The sequence below is a fragment of the Streptomyces sp. Y20 genome, assembly GCF_043195475.1.
In the GTDB taxonomy this organism is placed as follows: Bacteria; Actinomycetota; Actinomycetes; order Streptomycetales; family Streptomycetaceae; genus Streptomyces.
Genome location: NZ_JBIDDP010000002.1, coordinates 354,543 through 371,126, shown reverse-complemented (window position 1 = coordinate 371,126; position 16,584 = coordinate 354,543). Strand labels below are relative to the sequence as shown.

At 71.7% G+C, this 16,584-nt stretch carries 16 protein-coding genes and 1 pseudogene; 12 read left to right on the top strand and 5 right to left on the bottom strand.

Features of this window, described 5'->3' with window-relative positions; genetic code table 11:
- Positions 1–80 precede the first annotated feature (80 nt).
- From ACGFT1_RS06710 to ACGFT1_RS06670, 9 genes are all read left to right on the top strand, one after another.
- The gene (locus ACGFT1_RS06710; protein ID WP_373907944.1) at positions 81–1,775 is read left to right on the top strand and encodes a nitrite/sulfite reductase; all 1,695 of its coding nucleotides are present in this window, start codon (positions 81–83) and stop codon (positions 1,773–1,775) included.
- A gap of 175 nt (positions 1,776–1,950) precedes the next feature.
- On the top strand, positions 1,951–2,661 hold the full coding sequence (locus ACGFT1_RS06705) for a phosphoadenylyl-sulfate reductase (RefSeq protein WP_373907943.1): 711 nt from the start codon (positions 1,951–1,953) through the stop codon (positions 2,659–2,661).
- 26 nt (positions 2,662–2,687) lie between these two features.
- Positions 2,688–3,224 (top strand): adenylyl-sulfate kinase, encoded by a 537-nt coding sequence (gene cysC, locus ACGFT1_RS06700; RefSeq protein WP_373907942.1) that lies wholly within the window; start codon positions 2,688–2,690, stop codon positions 3,222–3,224.
- Positions 3,221–4,156, top strand: a complete 936-nt coding sequence (cysD, locus tag ACGFT1_RS06695; RefSeq protein ID WP_373907941.1) for a sulfate adenylyltransferase subunit CysD — start codon at positions 3,221–3,223, stop codon at positions 4,154–4,156. Before cysC ends, cysD begins: the two co-directional genes overlap by 4 nt.
- Positions 4,157–4,158: 2 nt before the next feature.
- Positions 4,159–5,490 (top strand): sulfate adenylyltransferase subunit 1, encoded by a 1,332-nt coding sequence (locus tag ACGFT1_RS06690; RefSeq protein ID WP_373907940.1) that lies wholly within the window; start codon positions 4,159–4,161, stop codon positions 5,488–5,490.
- 235 nt (positions 5,491–5,725) lie between these two features.
- Positions 5,726–6,835 carry an aliphatic sulfonate ABC transporter substrate-binding protein gene (locus ACGFT1_RS06685; protein ID WP_373907939.1) on the top strand — a complete coding sequence of 370 codons (1,110 nt, stop codon included), beginning with the start codon at positions 5,726–5,728 and terminating at the stop codon, positions 6,833–6,835.
- Between the two features lie 36 nt (positions 6,836–6,871).
- A complete protein-coding gene (locus tag ACGFT1_RS06680; RefSeq protein WP_373907938.1) occupies positions 6,872–7,651 on the top strand; it encodes an ABC transporter ATP-binding protein in 780 nt (259 codons plus the stop codon).
- Complete coding sequence (locus ACGFT1_RS06675) at positions 7,638–8,522, top strand: ABC transporter permease (protein WP_373907937.1); 885 nt, start codon at positions 7,638–7,640, stop codon at positions 8,520–8,522. Before ACGFT1_RS06680 ends, ACGFT1_RS06675 begins: the two co-directional genes overlap by 14 nt.
- Positions 8,523–8,528: 6 nt before the next feature.
- A complete protein-coding gene (locus ACGFT1_RS06670) occupies positions 8,529–9,269 on the top strand; it encodes a sirohydrochlorin chelatase (protein ID WP_373907936.1) in 741 nt (246 codons plus the stop codon).
- 54 nt (positions 9,270–9,323) lie between these two features.
- Here ACGFT1_RS06670 and ACGFT1_RS06665 read toward each other — a convergent pair whose 3' ends face one another.
- The 3 genes and pseudogenes from ACGFT1_RS06665 to ACGFT1_RS06655 form a co-directional block, all read right to left on the bottom strand.
- Positions 9,324–9,647 (bottom strand): hypothetical protein, encoded by a 324-nt coding sequence (locus ACGFT1_RS06665; protein ID WP_373907935.1) that lies wholly within the window; start codon positions 9,645–9,647, stop codon positions 9,324–9,326.
- Positions 9,648–10,272: 625 nt separating this feature from the next.
- Entirely contained in the window at positions 10,273–10,920 is a 648-nt protein-coding gene (locus ACGFT1_RS06660) for a DsbA family protein (RefSeq protein ID WP_373907934.1), read from the bottom strand.
- A 131-nt stretch (positions 10,921–11,051) separates the two neighbouring features.
- A pseudogene (locus ACGFT1_RS06655) lies at positions 11,052–11,333 on the bottom strand (ketopantoate reductase family protein); the annotation flags it as partial.
- A 472-nt stretch (positions 11,334–11,805) separates the two neighbouring features.
- Here ACGFT1_RS06655 and ACGFT1_RS06650 point away from each other — a divergent pair.
- Positions 11,806–12,669 (top strand): phosphotransferase enzyme family protein, encoded by an 864-nt coding sequence (locus ACGFT1_RS06650; protein WP_373907933.1) that lies wholly within the window; start codon positions 11,806–11,808, stop codon positions 12,667–12,669.
- Between the two features lie 119 nt (positions 12,670–12,788).
- On the opposite strand, the gene ACGFT1_RS06645 is transcribed toward ACGFT1_RS06650, so the two are convergent.
- Together ACGFT1_RS06645 and ACGFT1_RS06640 are read right to left on the bottom strand one after the other, a co-directional pair.
- Entirely contained in the window at positions 12,789–13,451 is a 663-nt protein-coding gene (locus ACGFT1_RS06645; protein WP_373907932.1) for a response regulator, read from the bottom strand.
- A complete protein-coding gene (locus tag ACGFT1_RS06640) occupies positions 13,448–14,623 on the bottom strand; it encodes a sensor histidine kinase (RefSeq protein ID WP_393732908.1) in 1,176 nt (391 codons plus the stop codon). Before ACGFT1_RS06640 ends, ACGFT1_RS06645 begins: the two co-directional genes overlap by 4 nt.
- 208 nt (positions 14,624–14,831) lie before the next feature.
- Here ACGFT1_RS06640 and ACGFT1_RS06635 point away from each other — a divergent pair, with 208 nt between their 5' ends.
- Positions 14,832–15,752 (top strand): ATP-binding cassette domain-containing protein, encoded by a 921-nt coding sequence (locus tag ACGFT1_RS06635; protein WP_373907930.1) that lies wholly within the window; start codon positions 14,832–14,834, stop codon positions 15,750–15,752.
- The gene (locus tag ACGFT1_RS06630; protein ID WP_373907929.1) at positions 15,749–16,573 is read left to right on the top strand and encodes an ABC transporter permease; all 825 of its coding nucleotides are present in this window, start codon (positions 15,749–15,751) and stop codon (positions 16,571–16,573) included. The genes ACGFT1_RS06635 and ACGFT1_RS06630 overlap by 4 nt, the downstream gene beginning before the upstream one ends.
- The last annotated feature ends 11 nt before the right edge of the window (positions 16,574–16,584 follow it).

Genomic DNA, 16,584 nt, shown 5'->3' with positions numbered 1-16,584 from the left:
AAGGACGCGCGCGCCTGCCCGCATGCGCACATATGCGCAGGTCAGAGCCGATTTCCGCCTGTCCCGAAGGACGTAGAACCATGGCCGCCACCCCACAGAACCCCGCCTCCGCGCCCCGCCGCAAGGTGAGCCGTCACCGCGGTGAGGGTCAGTGGGCCATGGGTCACTTCACCCCGCTCAACGGCAACGAGCAGTTCAAGAAGGACGACGACGGTCTCAATGTGCGGACACGCATTGAGACGATCTACTCCAAGCGCGGCTTCGACTCGATCGACCCCAACGACCTGCGCGGCCGGATGCGCTGGTGGGGGCTGTACACCCAGCGCAAGCCCGGGATCGACGGCGGCAAGACCGCGATCCTGGAGCCGGAGGAGCTGGACGACGAGTACTTCATGCTCCGCGTCCGCATCGACGGCGGTGCGCTCACCACGCGGCAGCTGCGGGTGATCGGCGAGGTCTCCCAGGAGTTCGCGCGCGGCACCGCCGACATCACCGACCGGCAGAACGTGCAGTACCACTGGATCCGGATCGAGGACGTGCCCGCGATCTGGGAACGACTGGAGGGCGTCGGCCTGTCCACCGTCACGGCCTGCGGCGACACCCCCCGCGTGATGATCGCCTCCCCGGTGGCGGGTATCGCCGAGGACGAGATCATCGACGCCACGCCGGCGCTGGAGGAGATGAAGCGCCGCATCCTGAACAACCCGGCCTACTCGAACCTGCCGCGGAAGTTCAAGACGGCCATCTCGGGCTCGCCGCTGCTGGACGTCGTGCACGAGATCAACGACGTGGCCTTCGTCGGCGTACGGCACCCCGAGCACGGGCCGGGCTTCGACGTGTGGGTGGGCGGCGGCCTGTCGACCAACCCCAAACTGGGCGTGCGCCTGGGCACCTGGGTGCCGATCGACGAGGTACCGGACGTCTACGAGGGCGTCATCTCCATCTTCCGTGACTACGGCTACCGCCGGCTGCGCACGCGCGCCCGCCTGAAGTTCCTGGTCGCCGACTGGGGCGCGGAGAAGTTCCGGCAGGTGCTGGAGGACGAGTACCTGCACCGCAAGCTGGCCGACGGCCCCGCTCCCGAGCAGCCCGTGCAGCAGTGGCGCGACCACATCGGCGTGCACCGGCAGCGGGACGGCCGGTTCTACGTCGGGTTCGCCCCGCGCGTCGGCCGGGTGGACGGCGCCACACTGACGAAGATCGCCGACCTCGCGGAGGCACACGGCTCGGGCCGGGTGCGGACCACGGTCGAGCAGAAGATGATCGTCCTCGATGTCGAGCAGGACCGGGTCGAGTCGCTGGTCGAGGCCCTGGAGGCGCTGGACCTGAGCGCCCGGCCGTCCTCCTTCCGGCGCGGCACCATGGCCTGCACAGGCATCGAGTTCTGCAAGCTCGCCATCGTCGAGACCAAGCAGCGCGGCTCCCAGCTGATCGACGAACTGGAGCGCCGGCTGCCGGACTTCGACGAGCCGATCACCATCAACCTCAACGGCTGCCCGAACGCCTGCGCCCGTATCCAGGTCGCGGACATCGGTCTCAAGGGCCAGCTGGTCCTCGACGGCCAGGGCCGGCAGGTCGAGGGCTACCAGGTGCACCTCGGCGGCGCCCTCGGCCTGGAAGCGGGCTTCGGCCGCAAGGTGCGCGGCCTGAAGGTCACCGCGGAGGAACTGCCCGACTACGTCGAGCGGGTGCTGAAGCGGTTCCGGGCGGAGCGCGAGGACGGCGAGCGGTTCGCGGCCTGGGCGGCGCGCGCGTCCGAGGAGGCGCTGTCGTGAGCGAGCGGGCCGCGCCCTTCTACTGCCCCTACTGCGGCGACGAGGACCTGCGCCCGGGCGACGAGGGCCACGGTGCCTGGGAATGCGGGGCGTGCAACCGCGCCTTCCGGCTGAAGTTCCTCGGGCTGCTGGCCCGGGGGCTCCAGCGAGCCGACCACGAAGGGGACGAGCGCATATGGCGACGGCTCAGGAAGGCCGTACGGACGAGGAGTCGAAGGCACTCGCCGAGCAGGCGGGCCGTGATCTGGAGGACGCCAGCGCACTGGAGATCCTCCGGTGGGCGGTGGACACCTTCGGCGACGAGTTCTGCGTCACCTCCTCCATGGAGGACGCCGTGGTCGCCCACCTCGCCTCGCGCGTGCTGAAGGGCGTGGACGTCGTCTTCCTCGACACCGGCTACCACTTCCCGGAGACCATCGGCACCCGGGACGCCGTGGAGGCCGTGATGGACGTCAGCGTCATCACCCTCACGCCGAGGCAGACGGTCGCCGAGCAGGACGCGGAGTACGGCCCGAAGCTGCACGACCGCGACCCCGACCTGTGCTGCGCCCTGCGCAAGGTGCGCCCCCTCGAAGAGGGCCTGAGGAACTACCGGGCCTGGGCGACCGGCCTGCGCCGCGACGAGTCCCCGACCCGTGCGAACGCCCCGGTCGTCGGCTGGGACGAGAAGCGGCGCAAGGTCAAGGTGTCGCCGATCGCCCGCTGGACCCAGGACGACGTTGACGCCTACATCGCCGAACACGGCGTGCTCACCAACCCGTTGCTGAGCGACGGCTACGCCTCCATCGGTTGCGCCCCGTGCACCCGCAGGGTCCTGGAGGGCGAGGACGCGCGCGCCGGCCGCTGGGCGGGCCGCGGCAAGACCGAGTGCGGACTGCACGGATGACGAACGACCAGATTCAGGAGAACCACGTGACGACCGGAGCCACCGTCTGGCTCACGGGCCTGCCGAGCGCCGGCAAGACCACCATCGCGTACGAGCTGGCCGGCCGGCTGCGCGCCGGCGGCCGGCGCGTCGAGGTGCTCGACGGCGACGAGATCCGCGAGTTCATCTCGGCGGGCCTCGGCTTCTCCCGGGAGGACCGGCACACCAACGTGCAGCGCATCGGCTTCGTCGCCGAACTGCTCGCCCGCAACGGCGTCACGGCGCTGGTGCCGGTGATCGCGCCGTACGCGGACAGCCGGGACGCGGTGCGCAAGCGGCACGAGGAGAACGGGACGCCGTACCTGGAGATCCATGTGGCGACCCCGGTCGAGGTGTGCAGCGAGCGCGATGTGAAGGGGCTGTACGCCAAGCAGGCCGCGGGCGAGCTGAACGGGCTGACCGGGGTGGACGACCCGTACGAGGAGCCGGTCGGACCCGACCTGCGGATCGAGTCGCAGCACCAGACGGTGCAGGAGTCCGCGGCGTCGGTGTACGCGCTGCTGAGCGAGAGGGGATGGGCATGACCGCGGTCGTCACGGTGGAAGAGGGCACGCACAGCCCGTACGCCCTGTCGCATCTGGACGCCCTCGAGTCCGAGGCCGTCCACATCTTCCGCGAGGTGGCGGGCGAGTTCGAGAACCCGGTGATCCTGTTCTCCGGCGGCAAGGACTCCATCGTCATGCTGCACCTGGCGCTGAAGGCGTTCGCCCCGGCCCCGGTCCCGTTCTCCCTGCTCCATGTGGACACCGGACACAACTTCCCGGAGGTTCTGGAGTACCGGGACCGTGTGGTCTCCGCACATGGGCTGCGCCTCCATGTGGCCTCCGTCCAGGACTACATCGACCGCGGTGTGCTCAAGGAACGGCCCGACGGCACCCGCAACCCGCTCCAGACCCTTCCCCTGACCGAGAAGATCCAGAGCGAGCGGTTCGACGCCGTGTTCGGCGGCGGACGCCGGGACGAGGAGAAGGCCCGCGCCAAGGAGCGCGTCTTCTCCCTGCGCGACGAGTTCTCCCAGTGGGACCCGCGCCGCCAGCGCCCCGAGCTGTGGAACCTGTACAACGGCCGGCACGCCCCCGGCGAGCACGTCCGGGTGTTCCCGCTGTCGAACTGGACCGAGCTGGACGTCTGGCAGTACATCGCCCGGGAGGGCATCGAGCTGCCGCAGATCTACTTCGCGCACGAGCGCGAGGTGTTCCGGCGCGCCGGCATGTGGCTGACGGCCGGCGAGTGGGGCGGCCCGAAGGACGCCGAGACCGTCGAGCTGCGGCAGGTGCGCTACCGCACCGTCGGTGACATGTCGTGCACCGGCGCCGTCGACTCCGACGCCACCACGCTGGAAGCCGTGATCGCCGAGATCGCCGCCTCCCGGCTCACCGAGCGGGGCGCGACCCGCGCCGACGACAAGATGTCCGAGGCCGCGATGGAAGACCGCAAGCGCGAGGGGTACTTCTAACGATGAGCACGACCACGACCGAGGTCCTCCCGGAGACCACCCTGCTGCGGTTCGCCACGGCCGGTTCCGTGGACGACGGCAAGTCCACGCTCGTCGGGCGGCTGCTGCACGACTCCAAGTCGGTCCTCACCGACCAGCTGGAGGCCGTGGAACGCGTCTCCGCGAGCCGCGGCCAGGAGGGCCCGGACCTCGCACTGCTCACCGACGGTCTGCGCGCCGAGCGGGAGCAGGGCATCACCATCGACGTCGCCTACCGCTACTTCGCGACCCCGCGCCGCCGGTTCATCCTGGCCGACACGCCGGGCCACGTGCAGTACACCCGCAACATGGTCACGGGCGCCTCCACCGCCGAGCTGACGGTGGTGCTGGTCGACGCCCGCAACGGCGTGGTCGAGCAGACCCGCCGGCACGCGGCCATCGCCGCCCTGCTCCGGGTCCCGCACGTCGTCCTGGCCGTGAACAAGATGGACCTCGTCGGATACGCGGAACCGGTGTTCGCCGCGATCGCCGAGGAGTTCACGGCGTACGCGATCGAGCTGGGCGTCCCCGAGGTCACCGCCATCCCGATCTCGGCGCTCGCCGGGGACAACGTGGTGGAGCCGTCCGCGAACATGGACTGGTACGGCGGTCCCACCGTCCTGGAGCACCTGGAGACCGTGCCGGTCAGCCACGACCTGGCACACTGCCACGCGCGACTGCCCGTGCAGTACGTGATCCGGCCGCAGTCCGCCGAGCACCCGGACTACCGGGGGTACGCGGGCCAGATCGCGGCCGGCACCTTCCGGGTCGGCGAGGACGTCACCGTCCTGCCGTCCGGCCGCACCACGCGGATCGCCGGGATCGACCTGCTGGGCGAGCCGGTCGACGCGGCCTGGACGACGCAGTCGGTGACGGTCCTGCTGGAGGACGACATCGACGTCTCGCGCGGCGACCTGATCGTCCCGACCGAGGACGCCCCGGCCACCACGCAGGACGTGGAGGCGACCGTCTGCCATGTCGCCGACGCCCCGCTGACCGTCGGCCACCGGGTACTGCTCAAGCACGGCACCCGCACGGTCAAGGCGGTCGTGAAGGACATTCCGTCCCGGCTCACGCTCGACGACCTGTCCCTGCACCCGCACCCGGGACGGCTCGTCGCGAACGACATCGGCCGGGTGAAGATCCGTACCGCCGAGCCCCTGCCGGTGGACTCCTACGCCGACTCGCGCCGCACGGGCTCCTTCATCCTGATCGACCCCGCCGACGGCACCACGCTCACCGCGGGCATGGTCGGCGAGTCGTTCGCGTCCCCCGAACCGGTCAAGGACGAGACCGACGACGGGTGGGACTTCTGAGCATGACGACGACCGATTTCTACTCGACGTTCGCGAAGGAGGGCGGCCGCGTCGGCAGCGGCGCCCTCGGCAGCGGGCAGGGCGGGGTCGCCCGATGTGTGTGATGACGTACGCGCACCGCCTGCGCGCCCCGTCCCCCCACCCGACGTCCCGGACACGACGAAGACCGAACGCCGATTTCCCGGCCACGACCTGAAAGACCGTGACCGCCGGGCCAACGAGAGGAACACCTCCCGTGCCTGCCAGCCGCTCCACCCTGCTCCGCCGCGGCATAGCCGCCGTCGCCGCGCTCCCCCTGCTCACCCTGGCCGCCTGCGGCTACGGCTCCGAGTCCAAGGACGACGCCCCGGCCAAGGTCGCCGCCGGGTCGAAGAAGACCGACGGGCTCGACTCCGTCCGGATCGGTTACTTCGGCAACCTGACCCACGCGACCGCCCTGGTCGGCATGGAGAAGGGCTTCTTCCAGAAGGCCCTCGGCGCGACCGAGGTCAAGCCCGCGATCTTCAACGCCGGCCCGTCCGAGATCGAGGCCCTCAACTCCGGTTCCATCGACATCGGCTGGATCGGCCCCTCCCCGGCGATCAACGGTTACACCAAGTCGAACGGCCAGAGCCTCAGGATCATCGGCGGTTCGGCCGCCGGCGGCGTGAAGCTCGTCGTCGACCCGAAGAAGATCAAGTCCCTGAAGGACGTCAGGGGCAAGCGGATCGCCACGCCGCAGCTGGGCAACACGCAGGACGTGGCGTTCCTGAACTGGGCCGCGGACCAGGGCTGGAAGGTCGACGCACAGAGCGGCAAGGGTGACGTCACGGTCGTCCGCACCGACAACAAGGTGACGCCGGACGCCTACAGGTCCGGCTCCATCGACGGTGCCTGGGTGCCGGAGCCCACCGCGTCCAAGCTGGTCGCCGAGGGCGGCAAGGTGCTGCTGGACGAGTCGGCGCTGTGGCCCGGCAAGAAGTTCGTGATCACGAACATCGTGGTGTCGCAGAAGTTTCTCAAGGCGCACCCGAAGGCCGTCGAGGCGGTCCTGAAGGCCTCCGTCGAGACCAACAAGTGGATCAACGCCAACCCGGACGCGGCGAAGGCCGCGGCGAACAAGCAGCTGGAGGCGGACTCCGGCAAGGCGCTCCCGGCCAAGGTCCTGGACCCGGCCTGGAAGTCCATCCAGATCACCGACGACCCGCTGGCCGCCACCCTGCACACCGAGGCGGAGCACGCGGTCAGGGCGGGCCTGCTGGAGAAGCCGGACCTCAAGGGGATCTACGACCTGACGATCCTCAACAAGGTCCTCAAGGCCGCGGGCGGGAGCCCGGTCGGCGCCGCCGGTCTCGGCTCCAGCTGACGCCGGTCCCCGATGACTTCCCAGGAGGTGACGACCATGGCCACGACCCTCGCCGAGGCCGACCAGGCGGTCGACCACGCGGCACGCCTCGAGCACGTCTCGAAGTCCTTCGCGACACCGGGCGGGCAGCAGCTCGTCCTGGACGACATCAGCATCGATGTCGCGCCGGGTGAGTTCGTCACCCTCCTGGGGGCCTCGGGCTGCGGCAAGTCCACGCTGCTGAACCTGGTGGCCGGTCTCGACCGGCCGTCCGCCGGAGCCATCCGCACGGACGGCCGGCCGGCCCTGATGTTCCAGGAACACGCCCTCTTCCCGTGGCTGACCGCGGGCAAGAACATCGAACTCACGCTGAGACTCAGGGGAGTTCCCAAGCCCGAACGCCGGCCCAAGGCCGAGGAACTGCTCGAACTGGTCCGGCTGAAGGGCGCGTACGGCAAACGCGTGCACGAGCTGTCCGGCGGTATGCGCCAGCGTGTGGCGCTGGCCCGCGCGCTGGCGCAGGAGAGCGGCCTGCTGCTGATGGACGAGCCGTTCGCGGCTCTCGACGCCATCACCCGGGACGTGCTGCACGACGAACTGACCCGCATCTGGCAGGAGACGGGCCTGTCCGTGCTGTTCGTGACGCACAACGTGCGCGAGGCCGTCCGGCTCGCCCAGCGGGTCGTCCTGCTGTCCTCCCGCCCGGGCCGGGTGGCCCGCGAGTGGAGGGTCGACATTCCGCAGCCGCGCCGCATCGAGGACGCGCCCGTGGCGCAACTGTCGCTCGAGATCACCGAAGTCCTGCGTGGGGAGATCCGCCGCCATGGCCAGCACTGAGACGACACCGGTCAAGGACGCCGGCAGCGTCGAGGCCGGCCTCGACGCCCTGGAGACCTCGGCCACCAGCCGCCCCTCCCTGCGGCGGACCCTCGTCGACAAGGTCCTGCCGCCGGTCAGCGCGATCATCGTGGTCCTGCTGGTCTGGCAGGCTCTGATCACCCTGGGGATCGCCGACGATCCGACCAAGCTGCCGTCCCCGTCGGCGGTCTGGCACGCGGTCGAGACGGACTGGCTGGGCGGCCGGCTGCTCGACTACATCTGGACCAGCGTCTCCCGGGGCCTGCTGGGCTTCTTCTTCGCGCTGCTGATCGGGACCCCGCTGGGACTGGTCGTGGCGCGCGTGCGGTTCGTGCGCGCGGCCATCGGTCCGATCCTGTCCGGGCTCCAGTCACTGCCGTCGGTGGCGTGGGTGCCCCCGGCCCTGATCTGGCTGGGCCTGAACAACAAGATGATGTACGCGGTCATCCTGCTCGGCGCGGTTCCCTCCATCGCCAACGGCCTGGTGTCCGGCGTCGACCAGGTACCGCCGCTGTTCCTGCGGGCGGGGCGGACGATGGGCGCGACCGGGCTGAAGGGCGTCTGGCACGTCACCCTGCCCGCGGCACTGCCCGGCTACGTGGCCGGACTGAAGCAGGGGTGGGCGTTCTCCTGGCGCTCGCTGATGGCCGCGGAGATCATCGCCACGTTCCCCGACCTGGGCGTGGGCCTCGGCCAGCTGCTGGAGAACGCGCGCACCGCCAGCGACATGGCCATGGTGTTCGAGGCGATCCTGCTCATCCTGTTCGTCGGTATCGCGATCGACCTGCTGATCTTCAGTCCGCTGGAGCGGTGGGTGCTGCGCAGCCGCGGTCTGCTGGTGAAGAGCTGACGTCCCATGCGCAGTGAGCCGGTCCTCCTCGTCATCGCCCACGGCAGCCGCGATCCGCGGCACGCCGCGACCGTGCACGCCCTGGTGCGGCGGGTGCGGTCGCTGCGGCCGGGCCTGCGCGTGGAGACCGGCTTCCTCGACTTCAACGTGCCGTCCGCGCCCGGGATGCTGGAGTCGCTGGCGGCGGAGGGGGTGCGGGAGGTGGTGGCGCTGCCACTGCTGCTCACCCGGGCCTTCCACGCCAAGGCCGACATCCCCGCGGTGCTGCGGGACGCGCCGGCGCGGCTGCGGATCCGGCAGGCGGACGTGCTCGGCCCGTCCCCGCTGCTGCTGTCCGCGCTGGAACGGCGCCTGTACGAGGCGGGGCTGACGCCCGCCGACAAGGCCTCGACCGGGGTCGTGCTGGCCTCGGCGGGGTCCTCCGACCCGGAGGCGATCGCGGTGATCGCCTCCCTCGCGCGGGCGTGGTGGCGCACCGGCTGGCGTGCCGTGCGTCCCGCGTTCGCCTCCGCGTCCCTGCCCCGCACCGAGGACGCCGTACGGGACCTGCGTGCCCTCGGCTGCGCACGGGTCGCCGTCGCGCCGTACGTCCTGGCCCCCGGCTTCCTGCCGGACCGCATCGCCCGCGGCGCGGCCGGGGCGGACGTACTGGCCGATGTGCTCGGTGCGGCGCCGGAGGTGGCGCGGGTGCTGCTGGCACGGTACGACGCGGCCCGCCGTCCGGCAGTGGCGGCGCTCGGCGCGTGACGGCCGGTGCGGCGAGCGGCTACCCGGGGCCCCGTGGCGGCGGGGCCCCGGCGCTCACAGACCGAGGGCGTCGGTCAGCTGCTGGGTGAAGGTGAGGCTGGCGGTGCCGGCCGCCGCGCCGATGGCGACGTTCTCCAGGGCGGTGCGGATCCGGCCCCGGTTGGGCGGCAGACCGTCCTCCGCGGACTGTGCCAGTTCCCGCTGGACGACCTCGCCGTTGCTCACCAGCTGCGGGTACTCGGCGCGCAGCGCCTCGGCGAACCGGTCGGCCACGTGCATGAGCGCGGGCAGGTCCGGGGTGACGTAGGGGGTGCGGGTCCGGCCGCGGTCGCCGAGGTCGGCCGGGCCGTGGTCGGGTCCGAAGTGGTAGGTGCTCATGTCCTGTCCTCGCTTCTGGGGCGGCGGCTCGGGCCCGGGCCGCGGGAGCCGTCGGATGGCTGGGGATCGCGGCTTCGGCGCGCCGCCCGCCCGGGAGGACCGTCCCCTGCGCGCCCGAAGGCGCCGGGACGGCCGACGTCACCGATGCCGGGGGATGCGGGTGGCCGGGAACGCTCCGCGCGACCGCGGGAACGCCGAGAGGGCTGAAAACAGCCACCCGTCCGGGTGACGGGTGTGTGTTGACCGGCCTCCGGAAGTCGGCACGGTGGTGACCGGAGGCGCCGCCGCGGACGGCCGCGCCCGCGTCCCGGGCCCGGGACGGCGCCGGGCGCACCGGCTCGCGGGCGGGGCTCCGGCCCTGCGTGTCGCCTGGTGGTGCGCCCGTCACCGTCATCCGTCCCCTCCACGCGTTTCACCCTAGGGACGCCGCGCGGGGACTGTCGCGAGGTTCGGTGAGCCGGCCCGTCCGGGGGCGGATGTGTGCTATCGGCCACCGCGGTCCGGCGTTCCCCTGTGACGTCGGACCGCGGTGGCTCTTTGTTCTGCGCCGGGCCCGGCGTCCGCGTCACAGGGGTGCCGGAGCCGTCGCGCGTCAGGGGCGGTTATCGGCCAACTCCCCCTGGGGTCAGTCGAAGCGGAGGGCGCCGGTGCGGGTGCGCTTCACTTCGAAGAGGTCGGGATGCCGGGCCAGCACCCGGAAGCTGTCGAAGAGTTCGGCCGCTTCGGGCCCGCGGGGAACGGCGCGCAGCACGGGGCCGAACCACACCGTGCCGTCGAGGTGGAGCGTGGGGGTGCCGACGTAGCCGCCGGTCTCCGGTTCGGCACCGGCCGCGTGGCTGCGGCGGACGGCCTCGTCGTACGACGGGTCGTGGGCGGCGGCCGACAGTTCGGCGGGGAGCCCGAGTTCGGCCAGCGACTCCTCGACCACCGTGTCGAAGTCCTTGTCGCCCTGTACGTGGATACGGGTCCCGAACGCGGTGTACAGGTCGCGCAGCACCGTCTCGCCGCACCTCTCGGCGGCGGCCACCGCGACCCGCACCGGGCCGATCGAGCGGTCCACCAGGTCCCGGTACCAGTCGGGGAGTTCGTTGCCGGTGTTGTGCAGGTACAGGCTCATCACCCGGAACCGGAGGTCGACCGGGCGCAGCCGCTCGACCTCCAGAAGCCAGCGTGAGGTGATCCAGGCGAAGGGGCAGGCCGGGTCGAAGAAGAAGTCGATCCGGGTCGGGGCGGTGGGGGCGTCGGTGGCGGTTCCGGTGCTGCTGTGCGTCATACCGCCGACGCTAGAGGGCCGGTGGACCTAGGTCCCGGCCCAATCGGCGCCGCTTTCCCTGGCCCACTCGACACCTCCGGACGCCCGCCGTCCGCCCCGCCCCGGCGCGTCGCGGATCGGCACGGTAGGCGTCAACCGCCCTGGTGTGCCGCCTCGTCGGCCGGTCGGACCGGTTCGGTGACCGACAGGTAGCCGGCCGGCCGGCGTTCGCGCGCGAACCGGTTCGCGAGGCGTTGCAGCAGGGCGTTCAGCGGCGTCGGCACGCCGTGCAGCCGGCCCAGCAGGACGATCTCGCCGTTGAGGTGGTCCGCCTCGATGGTGCCGGTGCCCCGGACGAGGGACTGCCAGGAGGAACCGCCGCCGCGCGGGGCACCGTCCAGCGGGACCGGCGGGACCTTGTCGCCGCGCCGCTCGTGCCCGACGTGGCGCCCGCCGGCAGTACGCCGAACTGCTCGGCAACCTCGGCAACGCCCTGGAAGCGCTCAGCGGGCCGGTGACCGGTGGGGACGCCGAGGGGCTGTACGCGCGTGCGGGCCGAGGGCGGGGCCGTGCTCGACGCGGCCGGGATCGCGTACGCGAGCGTGGACGAACAGCGCGCGGCACGCCGCCGACCTGGCGGACGCCCGGTTCGAGGCGCTGTAAGGGACCACTCGCCTGACGAATTCCCCCGTCGCCTCCCAGCGGAACCATCGCTGGCGGCCCCGGGCTCAGCCGCCCTTCGCCCGCTCGGATCGGCCGGTTCGGGGTCGTCAGGACCCGACGCGTCGCCGAGGGACCGCACCGGCCGGCCCGTCCGGCGAATGGGAGACTGGCCGGGAACGGCCCCGCGTCCGGCGCACGCGGTGTGCCCATGGACGGCGCGGAAGACGGCACGGAGGCACGACGATGGACGAGGCACGGGCACGGGACGTACTGGCCCAGGCGGGAGTGCTGCCGGGCCGGGCCCGGGACGCGCGGCTCCTGGCGCTGGGCGAGAACGCGGTGTTCGCCGCCGGCGGCCTGGTGGTGAAGGTGGGCCGCGACGCCGAGCTGCTGGAGCGGGCCGGACGCGAGCTGGCCGTCGCCGGCTGGCTGGCCGGGGCGGGCGTGCCGGCGGTGCGGGCGGCCGAGCCCGAGCCATTGCTGGTGGACGGCCACCCGGTGACCGTGTGGCACCGGCTGCCGGATCCCGTGCGGCCCGCCGAACCGCGGGACCTGGCCGGGCTGCTGCGGATCGTGCACGCCCTCCCCTCGCCCCCCTTCGCCCTGCCGCCCCGAGATCTGCTGGGCGGTGTGGAGCGCTGGTTGCGGCTCGCCGGCGACGCGATCGACCCCGAGGACGCCGCCTTCCTCCGTGCGCGCCGCGACGGCTTCGCGGCCCGGGCGGCGGCACTGACCCCGCGGCTGACGCCGGGCCCGGTCCACGGCGACGCGCTGCCCCGCAACGTGCACATCGGGCCGGACGGTCCGGTCCTGGTCGACCTGGAGACCTTCTCGGCCGATCTGCGCGAGCACGACCTGGTGGTCATGGCCCTCTCCCGCGACCGGTACGGATTGCCCGCCGACGCCTACGACTCCTTCACCTCGGCGTACGGCTGGGACGTGCGGCAGTGGGAGGGCTGCGCGGTGCTGCGGGGCGCACGGGAGACGGCCAGCTGCGCATGGGTGGCCCAGCACGCGCCGGGCAACCCCAAGGCGCTGGCCGAGTTCCGGCGCCGGGTGGCCTCCCTGCGCGACGGTGACGGGACGGTGCGCTGGTATCCGTTCTGAGCAGGCGGCGATCGCCCGCTCAGATCCCATGCTCAACAACTGCCGCCCGGAGCCCGTATCGAGTAGTGCTACGCCACCGTGCCGCTGTTCTTCGGACTTCGCCACGGGGGGGGATGCCATCAGGGCAGAAGGGTGACGAGCCCCGTCTCATAGGCGGTGATGACGAGCTGGACCCGGTCCCGGGCGCCCAGTTTGGTGAGCAGCCGTGACACGTGCGACTTGGCGGTGGCCACGGTGATGAAGAGGTCCTCGGCGATCTCGGTGTTCGACCGGCCGCGTCCAACCAGGGTCAGTACTTCCCGTTCCCGCTCGGTGATGCCCTCGACCGGCCGTAGGGAGCGCTCCGGGACAGCCGCGGGGCGCCCGATGAGGTCCGCGATCAGACGGCGCGTCACACCCGGCGCGATCAGTGCGTCGCCGGCGGCGACCACGCGGATCGCCGCGAGGATGTCGTCCAGTGCCATGTCTTTGACCACGAAGCCGCTTGCGCCGGCTCGGAGTGCGCCGTAGACGTGGTCGTCCTCGTCGAAGGTGGTCAGGACGAGGACGCGTGTGGTTGCCGGACCGGCCGTGATCAGGCGGGTGGCCTCGATCCCGTCCATGCCGGGCATCCGGATGTCCATGACCACGACGTCGGGACTGGTGTCACTGACCAGTTGGACGGCCTCGGCACCGGTGGCGGCTTCACCGACGACCTCCAGGTCGCTGTGATCGGCCATGAGCACGCGTAGACCGGACCGCGCCAGGGGCTGGTCGTCGGCGAGCACCACCCGGACGGTCATCGGGCCTCCACCGGAACTCCGACGGGTGCGGGCAGCGGCAGCCGGGCCGTCACCCGGAAGCCGCCCTCGGGGCGCGGTCCGGCGCTGAGGTGGCCGCCCAGCAGACCAGCCCGCTCCCGCATCCCGATGAGGCCGAAGCCGTGGCCCGAGCCGTCCCCGGAGGCGCCGCGCCCGTCGTCGACGACTTCCACGGACAGTTCCTCGTCTCCGTAGTCGATGGCCACCCGGCAACGCCCGGTGTCCGCGTGTCGGACCACGTTGGTCAGTGCCTCCTGCACGATGCGGTAGGCGGAAAGGTCGATGTCGGCCGGCACGGGACGCTGCTCCCCGCTGCAGCGTACGTCGACGCGTACCCCCGCGCCCGAGGTCGCTGCCGCAAGCCGTTCGATGTCCGCCAGCCCCGGCGTGGGTGCGAGCGGTGACTGCTCCGAGGCGGTCGCGCCTCGATCGGCCCGACGGAGCGACACCAGCGTGCGCCGAAGTCCCGACAGCGTCTCCCTGCTGGTGGCCTCGATGGCGCGCAGGGCCTCACGCGCCTCGGCCGGCTGGGTCTGAATGACCCGGCTGCCCACACCGGCCTGGATCGCGATGATGCCGATGCTGTGCGCGACCATGTCGTGTAACTCCCGTGCGATCCGCAGCCGTTCGGCGGTCACCGCCTCGGCCACCTCCTGTGCCCGTAGCGCCACCGCGTGCTCGCGGCGCTCGCGGCTCAGCAGACCGGCCATGCAGGATGCGGTCAAGGCCAGGAGGGCGATAACCCCGTTGACTGCCAGGCCGTCGGCATGTGCGAAGAGGCCAATCACCAGGAGTTGCACTGTGAAAGACGCGGCCACGGCCACAACCGAAGCGCGCCGTGCGCAAGTGGCGACGATGAAGCCCAGCACGAGGTCCACCGCCAGATACGACAGGAACTGGCCCTGGTACGACGCTGCCGGGCTCTCATGGGCGGAACTCGGGGGGCCCACCACCACAGCAGTGGATCCGAAGAGTGCCATGGCCAGAGCCAGCAGCGGCATCCGTCGCACCGCACCGGCGAGCAGGCTCAGAGCCAGCAGTGCCCCGACACCGTGGACCGTGCCCGATGCCCGCGGTGCGGCCCCCACCAGCAGACCCACCACGAGGAGGTAGGAGGCACCCCCTGCCCAGGCCACGGCCTTGGTTCCCGTCATCGGCGGTGTCCCCTCCCGGGAACAAGGACGAGGTGCGCGACGCGCGCAGGCAACGAAATGGTCGTCATGGGGTTCACGGGGCGAGACTAACCGGACACCAGCAGCGCGGCATCAGCCCGGGGACGTACGCCCACGGTTCAATCCGGCCGCACGATTGTCGCCCACGGCCCCATGCCCGGACGGGGCTCCTCTCGGCAGTGTGGGTGCCGTGATCGAAGTCAGCGAACTCACCAAGCGCTACGGCAGCAAGACGGCCGTCGACCATCTGTCCTTCACCGTGCTGCCGGGCCAGGTCACCGGATTCCTCGGCCCCAACGGAGCCGGCAAGTCCACCACCCTGCGGATGATCCTCGGCCTGGACGCGCCCACCATCGGCGCCGCCACCGTCAGCGGCGTCCCCTTCCACCGCCACCCGCGCGGACTGCGGCACGTCGGTGCCCTCCTCGACGCCGGACAGGTTCACGGCGGACGTAGCGCTGCGGCCCACCTGTCCGCTCTGGCCCGCAGCAACAACATCCCGCGGCGCCGGGTGGGCGAGGTACTTCATGAGGTGGGGCTGGCTGAGGTGGCAAACCGCCGCATCGGTGGATTCTCCCTCGGTATGAAGCAGCGCCTCGGCATCGCCACCGCCTTGCTCGGCGACCCGCCCGTGCTCATGTTCGACGAGCCGATCAACGGCATGGACCCGGAGGGTGTGCTCTGGGTACGTCGGCTCTTCCGGCGCCTGGCCGCCGAGGGGCGCACGGTGTTCCTCTCCAGCCACCTGATGGCGGAGATGGAGAACACCGCCGACCATCTGGTCGTCATCGGCCGGGGCCGCCTCATAGCCGCCGAGTCGGTACGGGACTTCGCGGCCCGCAGCACCCGTAGCAGCGTTGTGGTGGGGACACCGCAGGCCGCCGAGTTGGCAGCCGTGCTGACCGCGGCGGGCGCCTCGGTCGAGCCGGAGGGCTCGACCGGCGTAGAGAAACTCGCCGTGACCGGGCTCCCGGCCGACCGGATCGGGGCGCTCGCCTTCGACAACGGTATCCAGCTGAACGAGCTGACCACCCGCACCGCCTCACTGGAGGCGGCCTTCATGGAACTCACCGCCGACAGCACCGAATACCTGGCAGGACAGCCCCGATGACCACGCTCACCTCCGCCCCCCGGACCACCCCCGTCACCGCGCCGCCCGCCCGCTTCCGCGACCTGCTCGCCGCCGAGTGGATCAAGACACGGTCCCTGCGGTCCACACCGTGGACGATCGCACTCACCCTCCTGTTCGTCATCGGGTCCACCGCCGTGGCCACGCTGGCGGACAAAGCCGCGCCCTCCGGCCCCGCTGACTTCCGGCCCTACGACGCCTATCCGCCGGCCGGCTACTGGACGCTGATCCTCGTCGCCAGCAGCATGGGCGCCCTCACCGTCGTGAGCGAGTACAGCAGCGGGCTGATCCGCACCACCACCGTGGCCGTCCCGGCCCGCGGCTCGATCGTGCTGGCCAAGGCAGCCGTCACCGCCGCACTGTGGACCGCGGTCGGCACGGCCGCCTCCACCGGTTCCTTCCTGATCTCCCAGGCCATCCTGAACGGGCACCATGCCGACCTTCCGATCACCCACCCCGGGGCGCTCCGGGCGCTGGTGGCCTCCGCGCTGCTGGCTCCGGTCTGCGCCCTGGTCGGTCTGGGTCTCGGTGTTCTGCTCCGGCATACCGCCGGGACCATGGTCACCAGCATCTTCACCCTGGTGATGCTGCCCCCCATGTTCTCGGAGAGCAGCCGTTGGTCGGCGGACATCAAACACGCGCTGGTGTCGGCCGCCTGGAACCGCCTGATCCAAACCTGGGGGCCGGAGCCCGGATCCCTGGGCTACACCGCCACAGTCTCTGGCTCCTGGCTCGTGTACACGCTCTGGCCGCTGATCACGGTCGCACTCGCCGTTCTCGTCGTGAAACGCCGCGACGTGTGAGCGTGCCTCCA